17 protein-coding genes are annotated in these 23,412 nt (G+C 30.2%); 12 read left to right on the top strand and 5 right to left on the bottom strand.

Features of this window, described 5'->3' with window-relative positions:
* Positions 1 to 4: 4 nt before the first annotated feature.
* Positions 5 to 406 (top strand): sugar 3,4-ketoisomerase, encoded by a 402-nt coding sequence (locus tag HW119_RS00640; RefSeq protein WP_177760825.1) that lies wholly within the window; start codon positions 5 to 7, stop codon positions 404 to 406.
* Here HW119_RS00640 and HW119_RS00635 read toward each other — a convergent pair.
* Positions 385 to 1,287: a glycosyltransferase gene (locus tag HW119_RS00635; protein WP_177760823.1), complete on the bottom strand. Its 903-nt coding sequence runs from the start codon at positions 1,285 to 1,287 to the stop codon at positions 385 to 387. The genes HW119_RS00640 and HW119_RS00635 overlap by 22 nt on opposite strands.
* 35 nt (positions 1,288 to 1,322) lie before the next feature.
* On the opposite strand from HW119_RS00635, the gene HW119_RS00630 reads away from it, so the two are divergent.
* Positions 1,323 to 2,393 (top strand): glycosyltransferase, encoded by a 1,071-nt coding sequence (locus tag HW119_RS00630; protein WP_177760821.1) that lies wholly within the window; start codon positions 1,323 to 1,325, stop codon positions 2,391 to 2,393.
* On the opposite strand, the gene HW119_RS00625 is transcribed toward HW119_RS00630, so the two are convergent.
* The 3 genes from HW119_RS00625 to HW119_RS00615 are packed head-to-tail and all read right to left on the bottom strand — an operon-like array spanning position 2,377 to position 4,921.
* Positions 2,377 to 3,312 (bottom strand): glycosyltransferase family 2 protein, encoded by a 936-nt coding sequence (locus tag HW119_RS00625; protein ID WP_177760819.1) that lies wholly within the window; start codon positions 3,310 to 3,312, stop codon positions 2,377 to 2,379. The genes HW119_RS00630 and HW119_RS00625 overlap by 17 nt on opposite strands.
* Before the next feature lie 35 nt (positions 3,313 to 3,347).
* Positions 3,348 to 4,238, bottom strand: a complete 891-nt coding sequence (locus HW119_RS00620) for a glycosyltransferase family 2 protein (protein WP_177760817.1) — start codon at positions 4,236 to 4,238, stop codon at positions 3,348 to 3,350.
* On the bottom strand, positions 4,238 to 4,921 hold the full coding sequence (locus tag HW119_RS00615) for a cell division ATP-binding protein FtsE (RefSeq protein ID WP_177760815.1): 684 nt from the start codon (positions 4,919 to 4,921) through the stop codon (positions 4,238 to 4,240). The genes HW119_RS00620 and HW119_RS00615 overlap by 1 nt, the downstream gene beginning before the upstream one ends.
* A 177-nt stretch (positions 4,922 to 5,098) precedes the next feature.
* On the opposite strand from HW119_RS00615, the gene HW119_RS00610 reads away from it, so the two are divergent.
* The 10 genes from HW119_RS00610 to HW119_RS00565 all read left to right on the top strand — a co-directional run bounded on the left by HW119_RS00610 (position 5,099) and on the right by HW119_RS00565 (position 21,835).
* Complete coding sequence (locus tag HW119_RS00610; protein WP_177760813.1) at positions 5,099 to 8,110, top strand: tetratricopeptide repeat protein; 3,012 nt, start codon at positions 5,099 to 5,101, stop codon at positions 8,108 to 8,110.
* A 12-nt stretch (positions 8,111 to 8,122) separates the two neighbouring features.
* A complete protein-coding gene (locus HW119_RS00605) occupies positions 8,123 to 9,877 on the top strand; it encodes a TonB-dependent receptor domain-containing protein (protein WP_177760811.1) in 1,755 nt (584 codons plus the stop codon).
* Positions 9,878 to 9,936: 59 nt separating this feature from the next.
* Positions 9,937 to 10,380: a hypothetical protein gene (locus HW119_RS00600; protein WP_177760809.1), complete on the top strand. Its 444-nt coding sequence runs from the start codon at positions 9,937 to 9,939 to the stop codon at positions 10,378 to 10,380.
* 123 nt (positions 10,381 to 10,503) lie between these two features.
* Positions 10,504 to 12,444 carry a DNA topoisomerase (ATP-hydrolyzing) subunit B gene (gene gyrB, locus HW119_RS00595; protein ID WP_177760807.1) on the top strand — a complete coding sequence of 647 codons (1,941 nt, stop codon included), beginning with the start codon at positions 10,504 to 10,506 and terminating at the stop codon, positions 12,442 to 12,444.
* A 218-nt stretch (positions 12,445 to 12,662) separates the two neighbouring features.
* Positions 12,663 to 15,656 (top strand): protein translocase subunit SecDF, encoded by a 2,994-nt coding sequence (gene secDF, locus HW119_RS00590; protein ID WP_177760805.1) that lies wholly within the window; start codon positions 12,663 to 12,665, stop codon positions 15,654 to 15,656.
* Between the two features lie 295 nt (positions 15,657 to 15,951).
* The gene (locus HW119_RS00585; protein ID WP_177760803.1) at positions 15,952 to 18,357 is read left to right on the top strand and encodes a thiamine pyrophosphate-dependent enzyme; all 2,406 of its coding nucleotides are present in this window, start codon (positions 15,952 to 15,954) and stop codon (positions 18,355 to 18,357) included.
* A gap of 59 nt (positions 18,358 to 18,416) precedes the next feature.
* A complete protein-coding gene (locus HW119_RS00580) occupies positions 18,417 to 19,184 on the top strand; it encodes a hypothetical protein (RefSeq protein WP_177760801.1) in 768 nt (255 codons plus the stop codon).
* Between the two features lie 101 nt (positions 19,185 to 19,285).
* A complete protein-coding gene (locus HW119_RS00575; RefSeq protein ID WP_177760799.1) occupies positions 19,286 to 20,551 on the top strand; it encodes an aminotransferase class I/II-fold pyridoxal phosphate-dependent enzyme in 1,266 nt (421 codons plus the stop codon).
* A 98-nt stretch (positions 20,552 to 20,649) separates the two neighbouring features.
* Positions 20,650 to 21,177 carry a DUF4833 domain-containing protein gene (locus HW119_RS00570; protein WP_177760796.1) on the top strand — a complete coding sequence of 176 codons (528 nt, stop codon included), beginning with the start codon at positions 20,650 to 20,652 and terminating at the stop codon, positions 21,175 to 21,177.
* Between the two features lie 64 nt (positions 21,178 to 21,241).
* Complete coding sequence (locus tag HW119_RS00565) at positions 21,242 to 21,835, top strand: hypothetical protein (protein ID WP_177760794.1); 594 nt, start codon at positions 21,242 to 21,244, stop codon at positions 21,833 to 21,835.
* A gap of 43 nt (positions 21,836 to 21,878) precedes the next feature.
* Here HW119_RS00565 and HW119_RS00560 read toward each other — a convergent pair whose 3' ends face one another.
* A complete protein-coding gene (locus HW119_RS00560; protein WP_177760792.1) occupies positions 21,879 to 23,339 on the bottom strand; it encodes an alanine/glycine:cation symporter family protein in 1,461 nt (486 codons plus the stop codon).
* Positions 23,340 to 23,412: the final 73 nt, after the last annotated feature.

The following is a 23,412-nucleotide window of genomic DNA, read 5'->3' as shown; positions in this document are numbered from 1 at the left end:
ATGCATGAAAAATCAAATTTTAAAATTACCAAAAATCGAAGACCCAAGAGGAAATCTTTCTGTTATCGAAAAAGATAATATTCCATTTGCAGTTAAACGTGTTTATTTTTTGTACGATGTACCGAGTGGCGCTGAACGTGGTGGACATGCACATATCAATCAGCAAGAATTTATTATTGCAGTTTCGGGTAGTTTTGATGTGATTTTAAACGATGGAAATTCAGAAAAAATATATACTTTAAACAATCCGAGTTTTGGACTTTATGTCGGAAATGATACTTGGCGCGAACTTAGAAATTTTTCTTCAGGTTCTGTTTGTTTAGTTGTTTCTTCAGGAGAATTTGACGAGTCGGATTATATTCGTGAATTTGACGATTTCAAAACTTATTTAGCAAACAAAAGGTAATAATGAACTTTTAGTTTTTGAAATCCGAATAAGAAAACAAATTTATATTTTCTGTTTTTAAATGAATTATCTATGCTGTAATGAATCCTTTTTAAAACTGCTTTTAAAACTGACTTATTTTTTTTGTTTGAATCGATAACTTTAGAAAATATTTTATTCATTGATAAATCAATTCGATTTGCAGTTTCATTTTTCTGAAAAAATTGATTTCCTAAAGATGATTTCAAATCTCTTTTTTGTGTGATTATTTCATCAATGAAAATAATCTGATGGTTTTCAAGAACACGAATCCAAAAATCCAAATCTTCAAATGCAAGCGATTCGTCATAACCATTCAGTTTATCAAAAATAGATTTATTTATCATTGCAGAAACCGAGTTCATAACCAAACCGCCTTGTAAAAGCTGATTTAAATTTGTTTGAAATAATGATTTGTCAATTACCTTTTTATTCGAATTTGTTTCGAAATAATCAGAAATATATTTGCCGTTTTCATCGATATGTTCCGAATTTCCAAAAACAATTCCTGTTGTTTCTAAATCAGAATTCAGAAATTTTTCTATTTGAATTTCGATACAATTCGGAAGTAAAATATCATCGCAAGCCAAATCAACCAAAAAAGTACCATTTGCTAATTTTGCAGCTTTGTTAAAAGTTTTGGTATTACCTAAATTTTCTTGATTTTGGATAAATTTAATTTCAGGTCGATTTTTTAAAAAAGTAGTAATTACTGAAATTGAATCATCCGAACTACAATCATCTATAATAATTATTTCTATATTTGAATAGCGCTGATTCAATACAGAATTCAAAGTTTCAATCACAAAATTCTGATGATTAAAACAAGTGCAGATTACAGTTACAAGTGGATTTTGGTTCATAAGTAAATTTCTCTAACAAATATAAACCTTCTTCATTGGATAAAAAAAAGAAAATCGCAATTGTTGTTTATACTTTAAAATCGGGTGGTTTGGAACGTGTTGTTTCTAATCAAACTTTTTTGTTTGATGCTTTAGGTTTTGAAATTGATTTATTTGTTTTGGAAAACGAAATTGATTTTCCGTTTAAAGGAAATTTACGTTGTTATGATTTTAATTTTTCGGATGGTTTTCTTGTAAAAATTAAGAAATATTTCAAATTAAATAATGATATTCAAGCTGGCAATTTTGATTTTATATTAGATCATCGTTACCGATTAAATGATTTGATTGAATCGTTTTGGATCAATAAAATTTATAAAAATCAACACGTTTTTTATTTCATTCACAGTTCTGATGTTTCGAGTTATTTAAATTCAAGATTGGCTAATAATTCTAAAATTAAATTTATTTCGGTGTCAAAAGGAATTGAAAATGAAGTTAAACGAATTTATCCAAAAATTGAAATTCAAACGATTTATAATAACGTTGAAGTTCCAAAAATCGAAAAAGAATTCAAAGAAATTAAGGAAAATTATATTATGTCAGCTGGACGAATGGACGAATCGAACGTGAAGCAATTTGATCTTTTGATTGATTGTTATTCAAAATCGATTTTGCCAAGCCAAAATATTAAGTTATTGATTTTAGGTTCTGGAATTCGCTTGAAAAGTTTAAAAGAGCAAGTTTCAAAATTGAACTTACAAGATTTAGTTATTTTCAAAGGATTTGAAATCAATTTATATTCTTATTATAAACATGCAAAATATTTTGTTTTGTCTAGTAAATTCGAAGGTTTAGGAATGGTTTTAATCGAAAGTTTACTTTGCAAAACTCCTGTGATTTCTTTTGATTGCGATTTCGGACCGAATGAAATTATTCAAGACAAAATGAACGGTTTGTTAGTTGAAAATCAAAATACAGAAAAATTGATTGAAGCGATGAATTTATTCATTGAAAATGAAGAATTATACACAGCTTGTAAATCGAATACTTTGATTTCAATTGAACAATTTTCTAAAGAAAATATTTCAAAAAAGTGGCTTTCAACTTTTAATGATACACACTAAAATCGATTCCAAATTGTTTTAAATAACGTTTGGTAAATAACATTTTTTCTAAAAGAACAGATGGTGTTTTAAACAAAAGTTTTGTTTTTGGGTGGATGTTTTCTTTTGAAACATTTTTTAAATAATATTTCATTTTGAAAGAATTGCCACAAATATGAAAATGTAAAGCATATTCAATTCTATATAAATCTAAAAAGCGTTTTAAATACGGATTTTGTTTTTCTTCGACTTGATATTTTTCAAGATCAGGTAATTTGTGTTTCTCGATATTTATTTTGGATAAACCTTTATTGTCATTTTTAAAATTATACAACATCGTAATCTGATTGCTAATTACAACTTTGTAATTTAATGCAATTCGGATCCAATAATCTAAATCTTCGCCATTGGAAATTTCAGGTTTAAATCCACCAATTTCAGAATATACTTTTTTTGAAATACATGTGGCTGAAGTTAAAGCTATTCTGTTGATTAGACTGCTTTTAAAGAAATTATTAAGGTAACCTTCGAACGAATTTTCAAAATCAAAAACGGTTGGGATGATTTTGTTTTTGTTGATTTGAATTTCGTAACGATTGCAATATAAACCAGCTTCCGGAAATTTTTGAATCAAATTGTATAAACTCTCTAAATGATTCGATTTCCAAATGTCATCGGCATCTAAAAAACAACAATAAGCTGCTGTTGATTTTTCGATTCCTAAATTTCGAGCAACAGAAACACCTTGATTTTTTTGATTGAAAATTTTTATTTTATCATTCTGATACGATTTCGCAATTTCTAAACTTTTGTCAGTTGAACCATCATTTACAATAACAATTTCATAATCAGTAAAGGTTTGTTCAAAAACACTTTTTAAGGTTGTTTTTAAAAAAAATTCTTTGTTATACAATGGAATGATAATACTGAAAAAAGCCATAAAATCGGAATTATACAAAACTAAGTTAATTAAAACTATTTGTTTATGCTAAAAAAATATCCTAATCTGTACAAATTGAATAAAGTTAAGTTGGTGTATTTTCCTTTTAAAACTTTTTCCATCCATTTTTGATTTAGCTTAAAAACAAAAGCGATTATTTTTCGTAATCCAAATATGTTGCATTGATAATACAATTTTGAAATTCCTGTTGCGTCTTTTGGTAGTAATTTCAAATCGATTGATTTACATAAGTTTTCCAATGCTTTTTTTGACTTAGAAAGAAAAATTTCTGAAGTATCTAATTTTTCATGAAAAACGGGATTATCTAATTGAAAAATCGGAATTTTATTTTCAATTATTTTGAGATTAAAAATCAAATCTTCATAACCATAAGTATTGATTTCTTTTGGATAAGCAAACCTTTCAAGAACTGATTTACTTACTAAAAGATTACTACTCAAAAAATGTTTTGGTCTGTTTTGGACTCGCTTTTCAAAAGATAAAGCTTCATGTTTATTTCCGTAAAGCCATCTTAAAAGTTCATTTGCATTCGGTTTTATTTTAGTATATTCTAATCCACCAAAAGCAACACAAGCTTGATTTTCTTGTTTGATTTTCTTGATATAATTTAAGATAAAATCCTTAGAAGTAGGCCAAACATCTGCGTCCAATAAAAGACACCAAGAATGTACCGCTTTGGAAATTAAATAATTTCGTGAAGCGCTTAAACCTTGATTTGTTTTTTGAATATTAAAAAAACAATTTGGCAAATCATTGATTGATTCATTTTCAAAAAAATCTTTTGAAGCATCATCATTTACAAGGATCTCAAAATCTAAATTTTCAATTTGTCTGCATTGATTATAAAGTTCACTTACCAGCGGATAAGTGTTATAATTAAATGTAGGAATTAAAATACTGAGCATTAAACTGTTTTTTGTACAACTTCAAAAATTTGTCCGCCTTCACATTTTAATGTTTTTGCTGGATATTTCATTAATAAAGCATAATCATGAGTTGCCATAATGATTGTTCTTCCGTTTGCGTTGATTTTTTGAAGAACTTCCATAACTTCAACACTCGTTTGCGGATCTAAATTTCCTGTTGGTTCATCGGCTAAAATTAATTCAGGATCATTCAATAACGCTCTCGCAATAGCAACACGTTGTTGTTCTCCACCTGAAATCTGATGCGGCATTTTGTTTGCGTGTGCTAACATTCCAACTCGATCTAACACTTCTTCAATTCGAGAATCCATCTCATTTTGATTGGTCCAACCTGTTGCTTTTAACACGAAAAGTAAGTTTTTATAAATAGAACGATCATGAAGTAATTTAAAATCCTGAAAAACAATTCCTATTTTTCTTCTTAAAAAAGGAATTTGACTTTCTTTTAAAGTTCTTAAATCAAAATCGACAATTGTTCCTTCACCCTCAGTTAGTTCTAAATCCGCGTAAAGCGTCTTCATTAAACTACTTTTACCAGAACCTGTTTTTCCGATTAAATAAATAAATTCACCGTGATTTACATTCAGAGTAATATTTGCTAAAATCGATGTTTTTTCCTGAAAAATAGAAACGTTTTGTAATGATAAAATGGTGTTGGACATATTTAATAATTTTAATGTAAAAATAGCAAGTTAATTGTATTTAATCAAATTTACAGTTTTAAAAGTTGTATTTTTTTTAAATGGATTTATTTAGATACAATATCTTTATAAAGTTGCGTTATAAGAGTTATAAACAAAATATATTTTGATATATTTGAATCTTAAAAAAATCGGATAATGCGAAAATTAAATAATATATTTTTTTTGTCACTTGCCTTAGGTTCGACCCAATTAAACGCTCAACAATCTGTAATTTATACTAACGAGAATTATAAGTTTGATAAAGCAGTTTCTCTATATAACGAAAATCTTTATGCTTTAGCTCAAGTTTTGTTTGAAGAAATCAAAACCAAGAATTTCAATTCCGAAATTCAAGCAGATTGTTCTTATTATATTGCCAATTGTGCTTTGAATTTAGATCAAGATGGAGCTGAAAGTAAACTACAAGAATTTATTTTAAATTACCCAACGAGTTCAAAACAAGTTGATGCTCTTTCTGAAGCTGCTAATTATTACTTTAAAAAAGGTGATTATAAAAAGGTTTTGAAATATGCCAAAGGTATAAATGAATCAGTACTTTCTGACGAAATGAAAAATCGTTTAAACTTTCAGAAAGGATATTGCTATTTTATAGAAAATAAATTTTCAGAAGCTAAAGAATTCTTTTCAAAAGTTGATAAGTCTGATAAATACGGCGATCAAGCAAAATATTATTTAGGTTATATTTCGTATCAGAATAACGATTACAAAACTGCTTCAGAATATTTTGGCGAAGTTTCTTACAACGAAAAATATCACGAAAAAATGGGATATTTTAAGGCTGATATGAATTTTAAATCTGGAAATTTTGACGAAGCTATTCGTTTAGGTAAAGAGCAATTTTCAAAATCAACTGATGAAGAAAAATCTGAATTAGCTAAAATCATAGGCGAAAGTTATTTCAATCTTCAGAAATATGATGAAGCTCTTCCGTATTTATTGCAATACAACGGAAAAAATAACCGTTTGAACAATGTTGATTTTTATCAATTAGGTTATGTTTATTACAAAAAAGGCGATTATACAAAAGCGATTTCTGAATTCAATAAAATCATTAACGGATCAGATTCTGTTGCTCAAAATGCTTATTATCATTTAGGCGAAAGTTATTTGAAGTCAGATCAAAAAACACAAGCTTTGAACGCCTTTAAAAATGCTTCTGAAATGAATTTTAATTCAAAAATTCAAGAAGATGCTAACGTGAATTATGCCAAATTAAGTTATGAAATCGGTAATCCGTATCAAAGCACGCCAACTGTGATTATTTCTTTTTTAGAAAAATATCCAAATTCTACTTATAAAGAAGAACTGAATGGTTTGTTAATCGATTCCTATATTTCGTCAAAAAATTACAAAGAAGCTTTAGATTTATTAGAAAAAAATAGAACACCACAGCATAAATTAGCTTATCAAAAAGTGAATTTTTATCGTGGTTTAGAATTGTATAATCAAGGGAATTACGCAGAAGCCTTAACTTTATTCAATAAATCTATTAACGAACAACAAGATAAAAAAATGGTTGCTCGTGCCACATATTGGAAAGGTGAATCTGAATATGCTTTAAATCGTTTTAACGATGCGAAAACAACTTTTTCTGGTTTTAAAAAATTGCCTTATGCTGAAATTACACCTGAATTTAAAGATGTGAATTACAGTTTAGGTTATGCAAATTTCAAATTAAAAAATTACGATGAATCAATCATGATGTTTGATTCGTACGCAAAATCTTCAAACAATCCAAATAAGAAAAATGATGCGTATTTACGTTTAGCAGACAGTCAATTCGTAAATGGTAAGTATTGGCCAGCAATGGAATCTTACAATAAAGTTATCGAAAGTAAAGGTTCTGAAGTGGATTACGCAGTTTTCCAAAAAGCAATTTCGTATGGTTTTGTTGATAGAAATGATAGTAAAGTAAAAGAGTTGAATAACTTTATTTCTAATTATCCAAATTCGTCTTATGTGGTTGATGCGATGTATGAATTAGGAAGTACGTATTCTAATTTGAATAAATCTAACGAATCAATTACAACGTTTAATAAATTAATCAGTCAATATCCCAAAAGTGCATTTGTACCCAAAGCAATGTTGAAACAAGGTTTGGTTTATTACAACGAAAAAGAAAATGCAAAAGCATTAGAACGTTTCAAAAAAGTAGTTTCTGATTATCCAAAAACACCAGAGGCAGTTGAAGCAGTCGAAACAGCTCGTTTGATTTATCTTGATTCTGGAAATACATCTGAATATGCAACTTGGATTAAAGGACTAGATTTTATTGATGTTTCTAATTATGATTTAGAAAACGATAGTTATGTTGCTGCAGAAAAACAATTGTTTCAGAATAATTCAAAACAAGCCATTTCTGGTTTTGAAGATTATTTAAAGAATTATCCAAACGGTAAAAATGGGTTGAAAGCAGAATATAATTTAGCAGAGTTATATGTTAATGACAATCAAATAAGTAAAGCTATTCCGCATTATAAGAATATTGTTAATAAATCTAAAAATGAATATACAGAAGTTTCTTTAGTTCGTTTGTCTGATTATTATTTAGAAAACAATCAAAAATCAGAAGCTGTTTCGTTGTTAAAACGTTTAGAAAACGAAGCAGAAAAAGAACAAAATAAATTATTTGCACAAGCTAATTTAATGAAGATTTATTCAGAATCGGCAGATGATGTCAAATCAGCAGAAGCTTATGCACAAAAAGTACTGACTAATCCAAAGATTGATAAAAGAATTAAAGCAGATGCGCAATTAATTTCAGCACGCACAGCTATTGCAAATAAAGATTGGGCAACAGCCAAAAAAACATATGCAGAATTGTTGTCAACTGCAAATGGAGAAATTGCTGCTGAAGCATTATATTATGATGCGTATTTTAAAAATGTTGATAAAAAATATGAAGCTTCTAACAGCGCCATTCAAAAATTAACAAAGGATTATTCGAGTTATAAATATTTCGGAGCAAAAGGATTGGTTTTGATGGCTAAAAACTTTTATGGCTTAAAAGATAGTTATCAAGCAACTTACATTTTAGAAAATGTGATTAAGAACTTCTCAGATTATCATGATATCGTTACAGAAGCAAAAACTGAATTAACAAATATCAAATCAGAAGAATCAAAACGTAATTCATCCGTAAAATAATCGAATTTAGAAATGAAAAAACAGTTATATATAAGTTCTGCATTCGCAATGTTATTCGGATTGTCAGTGCAAGCACAAGAAAAGCCAAAAGATAGCAATATGAATACCGAAGAAGTAAGAGTTGTAAAATCTTACGAAGCAACGGTTGTTGATGCTTTTAAAATTAAAGATACGCCACAAATTGGAGATGAAGATAATGAAAAACAAATAATCAAATATTCGATTTTTTCGTTCCCGGTGGCTTCAACTTTTGCACCCGAAAAAGGCAAGGCAGCTGAGGTTGATCAAGATACGTTGACATCGATTTTCAATAACTATGCACTTTTAGGTTACGGAAATTTTAATACTTTACAAGGACAACTTGGAATTGCCGAAAAAGTAGGTGATGCTGTTTACGTTGCAGGTTTTCTAGACCATATTTCTTCGCAAGGTGGTATAAATGGAGTGTTGGTTGATGATAATTATTCAAAATCTAATTTGGATTTCAATGTTGGTTCAAGAAAAACCAATAACGATTGGAATTTGAATTTTGGTGTTTCGCAACAAAACTTTAATTGGTACGGTTTACCTTCAGATGTTGTTGTTTTTGCTCCAGCCCAGTATGATGATAGAGATTTTGGACAAAAATATAATGATGTTCATGTCGGATTTAATTATAACAGCAATATAGGTGTTTTTGACGGCGGTTCGATGAAGTTTAAACATTTTTGGGATGCATTTGATTCAAGAGAGAATCATTTTTTGATAAACCCAAAGTTTAATTTTCTACTGCAAGAATCTATAGTTGATCTTGATGTTAAGGCAGATTATGTAAATACACAATTTGCAGATCAATTAAATTCGGGAGTTAAAACAGAAAGCAATTCTTTTATTTTAGCGTTAGAACCTAATATTCGTTTTTATTCAGATGATTATTCGGTTCAGTTAGGATTTGGTATCGCTAATGTTAGCGGAAAATCTAATGGAGAAAAACAAGACGATTTTGTGGTTTATCCAAAAGTAAAAGCAAACTATGATTTGGTTAAAAATATTGTTATTGCTTATGCTGGTGCAGAAGGTGGTGTTTATAACAATACTTATGCAAACTTTGTTTCTCAAAATCCATTTGTTTCTCCAGATTTAGGAATAAAACCAACGCAACAACAGTTTAATATTCATGCTGGATTAAAAGGTAAGTTGTATCATAATATTTCTTATAACATTCGTGCATCATATATTTCTGAGGTTGATAAAGCTATGTTTGTGAATAATGCTATGGCTCCAATTTTTAATTTATCAACTAGCCAAGTTTATCAATACGGAAATTCATTTGGTGTGGCATATGACGATGTAAAAACTTTTAATGCTTATGGAGAATTAAATTTAAATTTCAGTGACGATGCAACTATTGATTTGTCTGGAGAATTCAATTCTTATTCTGCTAAAGATGGACCTGTTTTCAATCTTCCTGAAACTAAATTGGTAGCAAAAGTAAAAGTTAATTTTACAGACCAATGGTTTGGTGGTTTAGATGTTTATTTTGTTGGACAAAGAAAAGATATGGGTTATGTAATTGATGGTTCAGGAGCTTTAGAAAGAGCAGTTGTAAAGTTAGATTCTTTTGCTGATTTAAATCTAAATGTAGGTTACAAAGCAACTGACAATTGGACAGTTTTTGCCAAAGGAAACAACCTATTTAATCAATCATATCAATCTTGGAATAATTATAAAGTACAAGGAACTCAAGTTTTGGTTGGAGCTATGTATAAGTTTAATTTTAAGAATTAAAAAGATTTTTTATATTTGAAAAGAAACTCACTGAAAGGTGAGTTTTTTATTTTTTATATATGAAAGAAGAATTATTACAATTGCATTTGCAAATGTTGCAAGATAAGATTGATGCATTTCAAGACCGAATTGAAGCTTTGTCTTTAGATGCACAAAACGATGCGAAAAGTTCTGCTGGTGATAAGCACGAAACAGCGTTGTCTATGATGCATATCGAACAAGAAAAATTAAGTGCTAAAATTCAAGAATATCTGAATCAAAAAATAGAAATTTCTAGAATTGATCTTTCTAAAAAATCAGATAAAATTATTTTAGGAAGTTTGGTTCAGGCCAATGATTTTTGGTTTTTTATCAGCACAGCTTTACCAAAAGTAAAAATAAATGGGAAAGATGTTTTTTCATTATCAAAAGTATCACCATTAGGAAGTTTATTAATTGGGAAATCAATCGGAGAAGAAGTTGTTGTTAATAACATAACTTATACCATTAAGCAGGTTTTGTAATGTTATTAAATATGGATAAATATGTTAATAAATGAATTCCTAAAGCCGATTAAAATTTTATAATTGCTTTAAATTTCGTATATTTGTGTATTAAATGCGACAAAAAATATTTTGATATAAATTATGAGTGAAGAAGTAAAAAAGAATTCGTATTCTGCCGATAGTATTCAGGCATTAGAAGGAATGGAGCACGTAAGAATGCGTCCTTCAATGTACATCGGTGATGTGGGGGTTAGAGGTTTACATCACTTGGTGTATGAAGTTGTAGATAACTCTATTGATGAAGCTTTAGCAGGACATTGTGATTCGATTCAAGTAATCATAAACGAAGATAATTCGATTTCTGTTCAAGATAATGGTCGTGGTATCCCAGTTGATATGCATAAAAAAGAAGGCGTTTCTGCACTTGAGGTTGTAATGACTAAAATTGGTGCTGGAGGTAAATTCGATAAAGATTCATATAAAGTTTCTGGAGGACTTCACGGAGTTGGTGTTTCGTGTGTAAATGCATTATCTGACCATTTACGTGCTGAAGTTCATCGTGACGGAAAAGTTTGGGAACAAGAATATGAAAGAGGTAAAGCTATGTATCCGGCACGTCAAATTGGCGAAACAAATATAACCGGTACAAAGGTTACTTTTAAGCCAGATGCGACTATTTTTACACAAACGTTAGAATATTCTTACGATACTTTAGCAGCTCGTTTACGCGAACTTTCTTTCTTAAATAAAGGAATTACCATTACATTAACCGACCTGCGTGAAGTTGATGATAAAGGTGAAGTTCGTAAAGAAACTTTTCATTCAGAAGAAGGTTTAAAAGAATATATCAAATTCCTTGACGGAAACAGAACGCCAATTATTTCTCATGTTATTAGCATGGAAAACGAAAAAGGTGAAATTCCGGTTGAGGTTGCTTTGATTTATAACGATAGTTATTCTGAGAATATTTATTCTTACGTAAATAATATCAATACACACGAAGGAGGAACACATTTACAAGGTTTCCGTATGGGATTAACTCGTACATTAAAGAAATATGCCGATGCTTCTGGACTTCTAGAAAAATTAAAATTTGAAATTTCAGGTGATGATTTCCGTGAAGGTTTAACAGCTATTATTTCTGTTAAAGTTATGGAACCTCAGTTTGAAGGTCAAACAAAAACCAAGTTAGGAAATAGAGAAGTAGTTTCTCCAGTATCACAAGCTGTTGCTGAGATGTTGGAAAATTATTTAGAAGAAAATCCTGCAGATGCTAAAACCATTGTTCAAAAGGTAATACTTGCCGCTCAAGCACGTCACGCTGCTAAAAAAGCTCGTGAAATGGTACAGCGTAAAACGGTTATGAGTGGTGGAGGTTTGCCAGGGAAACTTTCAGATTGTTCGGAGCAAAATCCTGAGAAATGTGAGATTTTCTTTGTCGAGGGAGATTCGGCAGGTGGAACTGCAAAACAAGGACGTGATCGTAATTTTCAAGCAATTATGCCACTTCGTGGTAAAATCTTGAATGTTGAAAAAGCAATGCACCACAAAGTATTTGAAAGTGAAGAGATTCGTAATATTTTTACAGCTTTAGGAGTAACAATCGGTACAGAAGAAGATTCAAAAGCTTTAAATTTATCAAAATTACGTTACCATAAAGTAGTTATTATGTGTGATGCCGATGTGGATGGTAGCCACATCGCAACTTTAATTTTGACATTCTTTTTCCGTTATATGCGAGATTTAATTGAAAAAGGATACGTTTATATTGCAACTCCACCTTTATATTTAGTTAAGAAAGGTGCGAAGAAACAATATGCTTGGTCAGACGAAGAACGTATTGCTTTATTAGATGAAATGGGACAAGGTGCTTCAGTACAACGTTATAAAGGTCTTGGAGAAATGAATGCTGAGCAATTGTGGGATACAACAATGAATCCTGAGCATAGAACATTACGTCAAATTACAATAGATAATATGGCAGAAGCGGATCGTGTTTTCTCAATGTTAATGGGAGATGAGGTTCCGCCTCGTCGAGAATTTATCGAGAAAAATGCAGTGTATGCAAATATTGATGCGTAATTTATTTTTAGATAAAATTTTAAACAACAACCGTTTTAGGTTGTTGTTTTTTTTTGTGCTTAAAATAATTTGTTAAAATTAGAACTTATATATCAACTTTTTTATTGGTTAATCTTTTTCGATGTTATATATTTGTTCGTTAATTTTAAAAAGTACACTTCAAACACTATTTTTTAGATTAATCAATCAATAAAATTTAATTAATTTTTTTAGTAATAATGCAGAATAGAGGACTCGTTAAGTTTATTGCAATTCTTTTTGCACTGGTAAGTATTTACCAGCTTTCATTTACATTTGTTACGAATCATTATGAAAACAAGGCGAAAGAATTCGCTAAAGGAGATTTAACAAAAGAATCTCGCTATCTTGATTCCATTGCAAATGAAAAAGTATATTTAGGTCAAACTTTTGAAGAAGTAAGATCAAAACAAGTTAAAAAAGGTCTTGATCTTGAAGGTGGTGTTAACGTAATGCTGCAAATTTCAATTAAAGACGTACTTAAAAGTTTAGCAAATAACTCAAATAATGCTGTTTTCAACAAAGCATTAGCTGATGCAGAAAAAGTGCGTAGTGGAAATGAAACGTATTTAAATGCGTTTTTCACCGCTTTTGAAAATGAGTCTAAAGGAACTGTAAAATTATCTTCTGCAGAAATTTTCTCAAATAGAAATTTACCAGAAGTGAATGTTTCAATGACTGATGCCCAAGTTAAAACCGTACTTGAGAAAAAAGTTAAAGAAGCTGTTGAAAGTGCATATATTGTTATTCGTGAGCGTATAGATGAATTTGGAACAACTTCACCTACAATTCAATTGGTTGGTGATTCTGGAAGAATCTTAGTTGAATTACCTGGTGCAAAAGATATCGATCGTATTAAAAATTTATTACAATCTACAGCGCAATTAGAGTTTTGGGAAACATATAAAGTTGAGGAATTAGCTGAATTTATGTTATCTGCGAATGAAGTTTTAAAAACAAAAGTTACAACTTCAACTCAAGTAAAAGATACGACTGCGATTGTTAAAGAAACTTCTGATGTTGATAAATTGTTAACAGGTGTTTCTAAAGATTCGACTTCAACTCAGACTGAAGATAGAGGTCCTTTATTAAATCTTATGTTAGGATTTGGACAAGAAGGTTCTCCTGTTATTGGTTATTTTAATACTAAAGATGTTGAAAAAGTTAACGAATATTTAGCTGATCCGCAAGTTCGATCTTTATTAACAGGACAAAATCGTTATGCTCGTTTTGCATGGCAAAAAGTTAAAAAAGGTGAGTCAGTAGCTCAATTAATGGCATTAAAAGGAAATGCTGCTAATGTCGCTCCAATCTCAGGTGATGTCGTTACTCAAGCTCGTGATGATTATGACCAAATGACTGGTAAGCCTGTGGTTTCAATGCAAATGAATGCTTCTGGTGCTAAAGCATGGGAAGAATTAACAGGTAAAGCACATGCACAACGATCTAATATTGCAATCGTTTTAGATAATGTTGTATATTCTGCTCCAGGTGTAACTACTGGTGCTATTTCTGGTGGTAGCTCATCTATTTCTGGAGATTTTACTGTTGCTGAAACTAAAGATTTAGCTAACATATTAAAAGCTGGTAAATTGCCTGCTTCTGCAGATATTATTTCTTCAGAAGTTGTTGGACCATCATTAGGACAAGCTGCAATCGATGCTGGTTTAATGTCGTCAATCGCTGGTTTATTGATTATCGCTGCATGGATGTTATTCTTCTACGGAAAAGCAGGTTGGTATTCAATTATCGCTTTAGGAGTAAATATTTTATTCATGTTTGCAATATTTACAGGTTTCGATGTTGTATTAACATTACCTGGAATTGCTGGTATCGTGCTAACAATTGGAACAGCGGTAGATACAAACATTCTTATTTATGAACGAGCAAAAGAATCTTTACGAGAAGGACATACAGGTGAAGAAGCGGTAAAACATGCTTTTAGTTGGGATGGAGCGATGTCTGCAATTGTAGATGCTAACGTAACAACTGCTTTGACTGGTGTGGTATTAGTGATTTTTGGAACAGGACCTATTAAAGGATTTGCTGTAACTTTATTAATAGGTATTGCAACTTCTCTATTTACGGCTATTTTTATTACTCGTGTGTTAGTGGATCGTGCTGTAAGAAAAAACAGAGATTTAGCTTTTACAACAAAGACTACAAAAAATTGGTTCACAAATATGAACTTTGATTTCGTTGGAAAGAAAAAAGCTTCATATATCATTTCATCTATAACAATGATTTTATGTATTGGTTCTATTATTTTTAATGGAATGAATATGGGGACTGATTTTGTTGGAGGAAGAACTTTCTTGGTGAAATTTGATAAGCCAATTGAACCATCATTAATTTCAGGAGATTTGTCTGATGCATTTGATAGCAATGTAGAAGCGAAAGTATTTGGAAATGATACACAAATCAAAATTACAACTAAATACAGAGTTGAAGAAGAAGGAGCGAATATTGATAAAGAAGTGAATGAGGTTCTTTATGCAAACTTGAAAAAATATTTACCTGTAGATTTAACTTATGAGCAGTTTGTTAATACAAATGAAGGGAAAACAATCGGAATTTTACAAGCTTCTAAAGTTGGACCTACTGTTGCAAAAGATGTAAAAACAAATGCTTATTGGGCTGTTGTAGGTTCGTTAGCAATCGTGTTTATTTACTTAGCTTTATCATTTAGAAAATGGCAGTATTCTTTAGGTGCTGTTGCAGCAGTTGCGCACGATGTTGTTTTTGTATTAGGAGTTTATTCATTCTTCTACAGATGGGCGCCTTTTAACATGGAAGTAGATCAATCTTTCGTTGCTGCCTTGTTAACCGTAATTGGATATTCATTGAATGATACCGTTATTGTATTTGACCGTGTGCGTGAATATGTTAAAGGTAAAACAGAAGGGACTTTCCTTGATGTAGTTAATCAATCTATTAATACAACTTTATCTAGAACTTTCAATACTTCTGCAACTGTAATTGTTGTATTGTTAGTCATGTTTATTTTTGGAGGTGATTCATTACGTGGATTTGTATTTGCTATGTTGTTAGGTATTGGAGTCGGAACTTATTCATCTTTGTTCATTTCAACACCAATTTTAGTTGATACAATTCAAAAATCTGCTGAAAAAGAAAGAGCAGAAGCTCTTGCAAAAGCTCAAGAAGAGAATCAAAATCAAGAAGAAATAGTATAATTTCTTAATAATATCAAAAACCGTTTCAGAAATGAAGCGGTTTTTTTTATTTCTAAAAGAATTATAATTATTGATTTATATTAAATAATATTTTATATGTGTTTAGGAATTCTTATTTAATGATTTGTTTTATTAAATTATATTTAGTAAAATCATTTGATTTTAAGTTTAATTTATTTACATCGTAAAAAAAGTCGTTTTTAGAATAAAAAACTAAATAAAGAAATTAGTAAATTTGCGATTATAGTTTTATATTCGTTTTTTTAATAATTACAGTAATTTTTGTCAATATATTATGAGTCAACCTACAACTAAAAAAACTTTAACTTTTGAAGATTTTAAAGAAGAAATTTTTAACGATTATAAAATTGCCCGTATCAGTAGGGAATGTAGCTTATTAGGTCGTAAAGAAGTTTTAACTGGTAAAGCAAAATTTGGAATTTTTGGAGATGGTAAGGAAATTCCTCAATTAGCTATGGCTAAAGCATTCAAAAATGGAGATTTTAGATCAGGTTATTATCGTGATCAAACTTTCATGATGTCAATTGGTGCTCTAAATATTCAACAATTTTTTGCTGGCTTGTATGGACATGCTGATATCAATGAAGATCCAATGTCTGGCGGAAGACAAATGGGAGGGCATTTTGCAACGCATAGTTTAGATGAAAATGGAAATTGGAAAAACTTAACACAACAAAAAAATTCTTCAGCTGATATTTCTCCAACAGCAGGACAAATGCCTCGTTTGTTAGGATTAGCTCAGGCTTCAAAAGTATTTAGAGAGTTTCCTCAAAGCGATAAAAATAATTTGTTTACTGTAAACGGAAACGAAGTTGCTTGGGGAACAATCGGAAATGCTTCTACTTCTGAAGGTTTGTTTTTTGAAACTATAAATGCTGCCGGAGTTTTACAAGTTCCGATGGTTATGAGTGTTTGGGATGATATGTACGGAATTTCTGTTCATGCTCGTTTTCAAACTACAAAAGAAAGTATTTCAGAAATATTAAAAGGATTTCAAAAAACAGAAAATTCTAACGGATTTGAAATCTTTACAGTAAAAGGATGGGATTACCCAACTTTAGTTGAAACATATACTAAAGCTGCTGAGATTGCAAGAAATCAACATGTTCCTGTGTTGATTCATGTTCAAGAATTAACTCAGCCTCAAGGACATTCAACTTCTGGATCACACGAACGTTATAAATCTGCCGAAAGATTAGCTTGGGAAACAGAATTTGACTGTTTAACACAATTCCGTAATTGGATCATAGAAAATAACATTCTGACAACAGAAGAATTAGATGTTCTAGATGCTGATTTGAAAAAACAAGTTCTTGATGGTAAAAAAGCAGCTTGGTCTGCTTACTTAGATCCAATCAAAGCTGAACGCGAAGAATTAATTCAAGTTTTAAATTCAATTGCTTCTCAATCTTCGAATAAAGTATTTATCGAAAAGTTTATTTCAGAGTTAAATGCAATCAAAGAGCCAATTCGTAAAGATATTTTATCTGCTGCTCGTAAAGTTTTGCGTTTAATCGTAAACGAATCGACAAAACAAACTTTAGCAGATTGGATTACAAATTATACCAATAAAATTCAACCAAAATATAGTTCAAATTTATATTCTTCTTCAAACTTAGTTGTTGAGAATGTTGAGCAAGTACAACCTTTGTATGACGATTCATCTGAAGATGTTGATGCACGTTTAATCATCAGAGATAATTTTGATAAGATTTTTGAAACCTATCCAGAGACTTTAATTTTTGGTGAAGATTCAGGAAACATCGGAGATGTGAATCAAGGTTTAGAAGGATTACAAGCTAAATTTGGAGAAACTCGTATTTCTGATGCTGGAATTCGCGAAGCTTCAATTTTGGGACAAGGAATTGGAATGGCAATGCGTGGTTTACGTCCAATTGCTGAAATTCAATATTTAGATTATTTATTGTATGCTATTCAAATCATGAGTGATGATTTGGCTACACTTCAATACAGAACTGCCGGACGTCAAAAAGCACCATTAATTGTTCGTACACGTGGTCACCGTTTAGAAGGAATTTGGCATTCAGGTTCTCCAATGGGAATGATCATCAATGCAATTCGTGGTATGCATGTTTTAGTTCCTCGTAATATGACTAAAGCTGCGGGTTTTTATAATGCTTTATTAAAATCAGACGAACCAGCATTGGTAATTGAATGTTTAAATGGTTATCGATTAAAAGAAAAGATGCCATTAAATTTAGGTGAGTTTACAACGCCAATTGGTGAAGTAGAAACCATTAAGCAAGGAGCTGATATTACAGTAATTTCTTACGGTTCTACTATCAGAATTGTTGAACAAGCTGCAAAAGAATTATTAGAAGTTGGTATTGATGTAGAAATTATCGATGCGCAATCTTTATTACCTTTTGATATAAAACACGATTCAGTAAAATCATTACAAAAAACAAATCGTTTATTAGTTGTTGATGAAGATGTTCCTGGAGGTGCTTCAGCTTACTTATTACAGCAAATTATCGAAGTTCAAGGTGGATTTAAATATTTAGATAGCGAACCACAAACTTTAGCAGCCAAAGCACATCGTCCTTCATACGGAACGGATGGAGATTATTTCTCAAAACCTTCTGTTGAAGATGTTTTTGAAAAAATCTATTCAATTATGAATGAGGTAAATCCAATAAAATATCCAAGTTTGTACTAAAATATAAAAGCAATTGAGTTTCAGTTGCTTTTTTTTTGTAACTTTCCTTAAAAAAAATAATGTTGAAAAAGAATAATGTTTTTATAGCAATAATTATTACTTTATTTTTTTTAATAATTGCTTATTTTACCACATTCAGAATAGCTATTTATTCTTTTTTGGTTTGTTATATTGGAGTTATTATTGCTAAATCCAAAAATAAAAGATTAAAAGTTCCTGTGGTCGATTTTTTTGTTTTGACTTTTTTTGTTGGAATAATTTTAGCTCTTTTTTATTCATATTCTCCTCGAGTTCAATACTATGAGTTTGTTTTGCTACATTCGAGATGGGAAATTTCAAAGGTTGATAAGATTGAACAAAAGGTAATTGTTCCAATTCAAATTAATTCAAATTTTCAAATAGGAACTGAAGTTACAACGGATTTATATTTCAAAAAAGATAGCTTACCTTTCAAATACACTCAAAAATTTGATTTCTTTGAAGGAAATCTGTTTGATATCTTAAAGCAAGATAGAACTTCAAACGAAATTGCAACTTTAGAAATTACCAATTTAAATAACGATTTATATATTTTCAAAAAGCCCAATAAAGATGTTTATAAAATATTTAGTAAACATAAACTTTTTGAAAACTCGCATTCAGCTGCAAATTTGGTATTTTCAATTTTGTTTTTTGTTGCTTTTGTTTTAGCTCTTTTGAGGTTGTTCTTTCGTCCCAAAAAAAATATTTCTGTAGTTTTGAATCAATATCCAAAACGAGATTTTCTGATTTCAGTAATAACAATCATCTATCTTTTGGTGTATTCCATTGTTACTTTTATATTCTAAATTTTAAAAAAGACTTTTTTTATTGAAAAAATTAGAATCTTAATTATTATGATTACATCCTAAATATTCATACATTTGTTAAGTTTTAAACACTTATTAAGATGGTAAAAGATTTATTTGAAAGAATTCATGATAATAAAGGTCCATTAGGAAAATGGGCTTCTCAAGCAGAAGGATATTTTGTGTTTCCAAAATTAGAAGGAAAACTTGGTCCTAGAATGAATTTTCAAGGTAAAGAAGTATTAAACTGGTCAATTAACGATTATTTAGGATTAGCTACACATCCAGAAGTTCTTAAAACGGATGCTGAAGCTGCTGCAGAATTTGGGGCTGCATACCCAATGGGAGCTCGTATGATGTCTGGTCATACAGATTGGCATGAAAAATTAGAGCAAGAATTAGCTGCTTTTGTTCATAAAGAAGCTGCTTATTTATTGAATTTTGGTTACCAAGGAATGGTTTCTACAATTGATGCCTTAGTTACAAAAAACGACGTTATTGTTTATGATGTAGATTCACATGCATGTATTATTGACGGTGTTCGTTTACACATGGGAAAACGTTTTACTTATAAACATAACGATGTTGAATCTTTAGAGAAGAATTTACAACGTGCTACCAAAATGGCTGAAGAGCAAAATGGTGGTATTCTAGTTATTACAGAGGGTGTTTTTGGAATGCGTGGTCAGCAAGGTAAATTAAAAGAAATTGTTTCTTTAAAAGAAAAATATAATTTCCGTTTATTAGTTGATGATGCTCATGGTTTTGGAACTTTAGGAAAAACAGGAGCAGGAGCAGGAGAAGAGCAAGGTGTACAAGATGGAATTGATGTTTACTTTTCAACTTTTGCAAAATCTATGGCTTCAATCGGAGCTTTTATTGCTGCTGATCAAGACATCATTGATTATTTAAAATACAACTTACGTTCGCAAATGTTTGCCAAAGCTTTACCAATGATTTTGGTTAAAGGAGCTTTAAAACGTTTGGATTTATTACGTTCAAATCCAGGTTTGAAAGATAAATTATGGGAAAATGTTAATCGTTTACAAGGTGGTTTAAAAGAACGTGGATTTAATATTGGTGATACAAATACTTGTGTAACTCCAGTTTATTTAGAAGGTTCTATCCCTGAAGCAATGATTATGGTAAATGATTTAAGAGAAAATTACGGAATTTTCTTATCTATCGTTGTTTATCCAGTTATCCCAAAAGGAATTATTCTTTTACGTGTAATTCCGACAGCTTCTCATACTTTTGAAGATATCGATCAGACTTTAGCATCTTTCGAAGCAATTCGTGCTAAGTTAGTAGATGGAACTTACAAAAAAATTGCAGAAGCAAATTTAGTTGACATGGAAGCTAAATAATAAATTTCATTTAAGATATAAAAAGGGATTCGATTTTTTGAATCCCTTTTTTTTATACAAGTAAAGTTTTATATTAGGTAAATATTTAATCTCTTTATATGAAAATGTTTTTTTTATTTCTGTTTCATATTGCTTTGACTTTTTCATCTTTTGGACAAGATAATTATCCCATTCCGAAAAAAAATGAAAACAGTTTGTTTTATATTCAACATAATAACAATCATAATACATACATATATGAAGCTAAATTAATCGGTTCAAATTTTGATGTTAAAAATCCAGTTGATTCTTATCGAATTCTTTATTCCGAAGGTGGTAAAAGAAAATCATTAACTGAAATTCAAAAGAAAATGGCTTACGGATTGGATATTAAGAAAACAGGAACGAATCTGTTTGAAATGTATTTGGCGGTTTCTAAAGATGTCAAACTAAATTTATTTTTGAATGGAAGTGGAAAACCAAAAGTTTGGGTAAAAATTGATAATAAAAAAATAATTCTAAATCGCATTTTTGTTCAAATTAAAAAAGGAAGTAACAGTCTGAAACCAGATGTTGAAAATGTAATTTTTGAAGGTGATGATTTTGTTTCGGGAAATAAAGTTAAGGTGATTAAGAAAATTAAATAAAAAAGATATTTTTTGAAATAATTTGTAATATTTTGTTATTTTAGTTGTGATAACATTTTAAAACATGAAGATTTATTACATCTTGACTTTCTTTGTTTCATTTACAATGATTAGTTGTAATTCAAGTACGTCTAATAGTCTGGAAACAAAAGTGATTTCTGAAAATCAATCAAGTCTGTCTTCGGATTTTGATGATAAAATAGAAAAGATTCGAGCGAATTTTAAAAGAATTAATTCTATTAAAAATTGGACGGTAATCGATTCGGTTGAACTTTATAATTCGACTGAAGGAGGACAAGCTAAATTTTATTTTGCAAACAAACAATTGCAAAAAATTGAAGCTGTTTATTATGGTGAATCAGGTAAGGCTGTTGTTGAGTATTATTTGTTAGAAAGTAAATTGTCTTTTGTTTTTAGAAAAGAATTTAGATACAACCGACCAATTTATTGGAATGAAAGTGGTGATGAAAAATTTGATTTAGAAAAATCTAAAATCTTCGAAACAAGAAGTTATTTTTATAAAGATTCTTTATTTGAACAAATAAAATCTTCAGAAGAAAAAAAAGAAATTTTGAATAATAATTTAGAAAAAGAACAGCAATCTATAAAAGCAGATTTCAATGAATTAAAACAACTTAGTTTAGTTCGTCAGATTTAAATTATATTATAACAAAATGCACTTCTCATAGAAGTGCATTTTGTTATTTATTATTCCATTCGGTTGTATTTTTGATTCCTAAATCATCAGGATTAAATTTAGGGTCTTTACCTTCTTTTTTCTGTTTACGATAGTCTGCCAAAGCTAATAATGCTGGTTTTCTAAGTAAGAAGATTGCAATTAAATTTAACCAAGCCATAAGTCCGACACCAATATCGCCAATTGCCCAACTACTTCCGCCTGTATTAACTGCGCCAATGATTACACTTCCTAAAAATAAAATACGTAACATCCATAAATAAATTTTATTATTGGTTTTGTCAATGTATTTTAAATTTGATTCAGCAATAAAATAATATGCCATCGCTGTTGTAAAAGCGAAAAGAAGTAACGCAATTCCAACAAACTCACTTCCAATTGCTGGGAAATGATACGAAATTGCACCTTGAGTAAATGCAGGGCCATCTTCAACGCTTGGTAGATTTTCTATTATATAAGTCGAGTTTTCTATTTGTTTGATATTTTTTGCTTCGTCTTTATAAACGTTGTATTGTCCTGTGAAAAGAATCATAAAAGCAGTTGCGCTACAAACAAATAACGTATCAATATATACAGAGAAAGCTTGAACCAAACCTTGTTTTGCAGGATGCGATGTCGCAGCAGCAGCAGCAGCATGTGGTGCAGTTCCTTGACCGGCTTCGTTTGAATAAATTCCTCTTTTAATTCCCCAAGCAACAGCAGAACCTAAGATTCCACCAAAAGTAGAATGAACACCAAAAGCTGAACTGATAATTAAAGAAAACACTTCAGGAATTTTAGAGAAATTCATTACCATTATAATGATTGCCATTAAAATATAGGCTCCAGCCATAAAAGGAACAATTACTTCTGCAAATTTTCCAATTCGTTTAGCACCACCAAAAACAATCAACGCTAAAGCAATAGCAACTCCAATTCCTGTATAAAGATGGTCAAAATTAAAAGCTCCTTCTAAACCGTTCGCAATACTATTACTTTGAACTCCAGGTAAAAAAAGTGTACAACTTATAATTGTTACAATGGCAAATAAAACAGCATACCATTTTTTACCTAAACCTTTCTCGATATAATAAGCAGGTCCACCAACGTATTCACCGTTTTTTTCTACTTTATAAATCTGACCTAAAGCAGCCTCTATGTATGCAGTTGCACTTCCAAAAAAAGCAATAACCCACATCCAAAAAATGGCTCCGGGTCCACCAAAAGCAATTGCAGTAGCAACACCAGCAATGTTTCCGGTTCCAACTCGTCCGGCAATTGCCATAGAAAATGCTTGGAACGGACTTACACCTTTGTCACTCGAACCTTCTTTAAAGAGAAGCTGAACCATGTCTTTTAAATTCCGAATTTGAAGGAGTTTTGTTTTGTAAGTGAAGTATAAACCAATTAAAATACAAACAATAATAAATGGAGGTGACCAAATAATACTGTTTAAAAAAGAAATAATACTATCAAAGTATTTCATAAAATTGTGTGTTGTGTGTTAAGAAATGCGAAATTCTAAAAAAGATTTTAATCCGAATATAATAAAATTACTT

Source organism: Flavobacterium sp. I3-2 (genome assembly GCF_013389595.1).
Classification (GTDB): domain Bacteria; phylum Bacteroidota; class Bacteroidia; order Flavobacteriales; family Flavobacteriaceae; genus Flavobacterium.
The sequence above is the reverse complement of the archived record's forward strand: the minus strand, read 5'-3'. Positions and strand labels throughout refer to the sequence as shown.

Bases quoted from the DNA above. Each gene is read 5' to 3' on its own strand.
- HW119_RS00640 (WP_177760825.1), top strand. From the start codon at position 5: ATGAAAAATCAAATTTTAAAATTACCAAAAATCGAAGACCCAAGAGGA.
- HW119_RS00600 (WP_177760809.1), top strand. From the start codon at position 9,937: ATGAAAGAAGAATTATTACAATTGCATTTGCAAATGTTGCAAGATAAG.
- HW119_RS00565 (WP_177760794.1), top strand. From the start codon at position 21,242: ATGAAGATTTATTACATCTTGACTTTCTTTGTTTCATTTACAATGATT.
- HW119_RS00610 (WP_177760813.1), top strand. From the start codon at position 5,099: ATGCGAAAATTAAATAATATATTTTTTTTGTCACTTGCCTTAGGTTCG.
- HW119_RS00560 (WP_177760792.1), bottom strand. From the start codon at position 23,339: ATGAAATACTTTGATAGTATTATTTCTTTTTTAAACAGTATTATTTGG.
- HW119_RS00620 (WP_177760817.1), bottom strand. From the start codon at position 4,238: ATGCTCAGTATTTTAATTCCTACATTTAATTATAACACTTATCCGCTG.
- HW119_RS00575 (WP_177760799.1), top strand. From the start codon at position 19,286: ATGGTAAAAGATTTATTTGAAAGAATTCATGATAATAAAGGTCCATTA.
- HW119_RS00570 (WP_177760796.1), top strand. From the start codon at position 20,650: ATGAAAATGTTTTTTTTATTTCTGTTTCATATTGCTTTGACTTTTTCA.
- secDF (WP_177760805.1), top strand. From the start codon at position 12,663: ATGCAGAATAGAGGACTCGTTAAGTTTATTGCAATTCTTTTTGCACTG.
- HW119_RS00605 (WP_177760811.1), top strand. From the start codon at position 8,123: ATGAAAAAACAGTTATATATAAGTTCTGCATTCGCAATGTTATTCGGA.
- HW119_RS00635 (WP_177760823.1), bottom strand. From the start codon at position 1,287: ATGAACCAAAATCCACTTGTAACTGTAATCTGCACTTGTTTTAATCAT.
- HW119_RS00625 (WP_177760819.1), bottom strand. From the start codon at position 3,312: ATGGCTTTTTTCAGTATTATCATTCCATTGTATAACAAAGAATTTTTT.
- gyrB (WP_177760807.1), top strand. From the start codon at position 10,504: ATGAGTGAAGAAGTAAAAAAGAATTCGTATTCTGCCGATAGTATTCAG.
- HW119_RS00615 (WP_177760815.1), bottom strand. From the start codon at position 4,921: ATGTCCAACACCATTTTATCATTACAAAACGTTTCTATTTTTCAGGAA.
- HW119_RS00585 (WP_177760803.1), top strand. From the start codon at position 15,952: ATGAGTCAACCTACAACTAAAAAAACTTTAACTTTTGAAGATTTTAAA.
- HW119_RS00580 (WP_177760801.1), top strand. From the start codon at position 18,417: ATGTTGAAAAAGAATAATGTTTTTATAGCAATAATTATTACTTTATTT.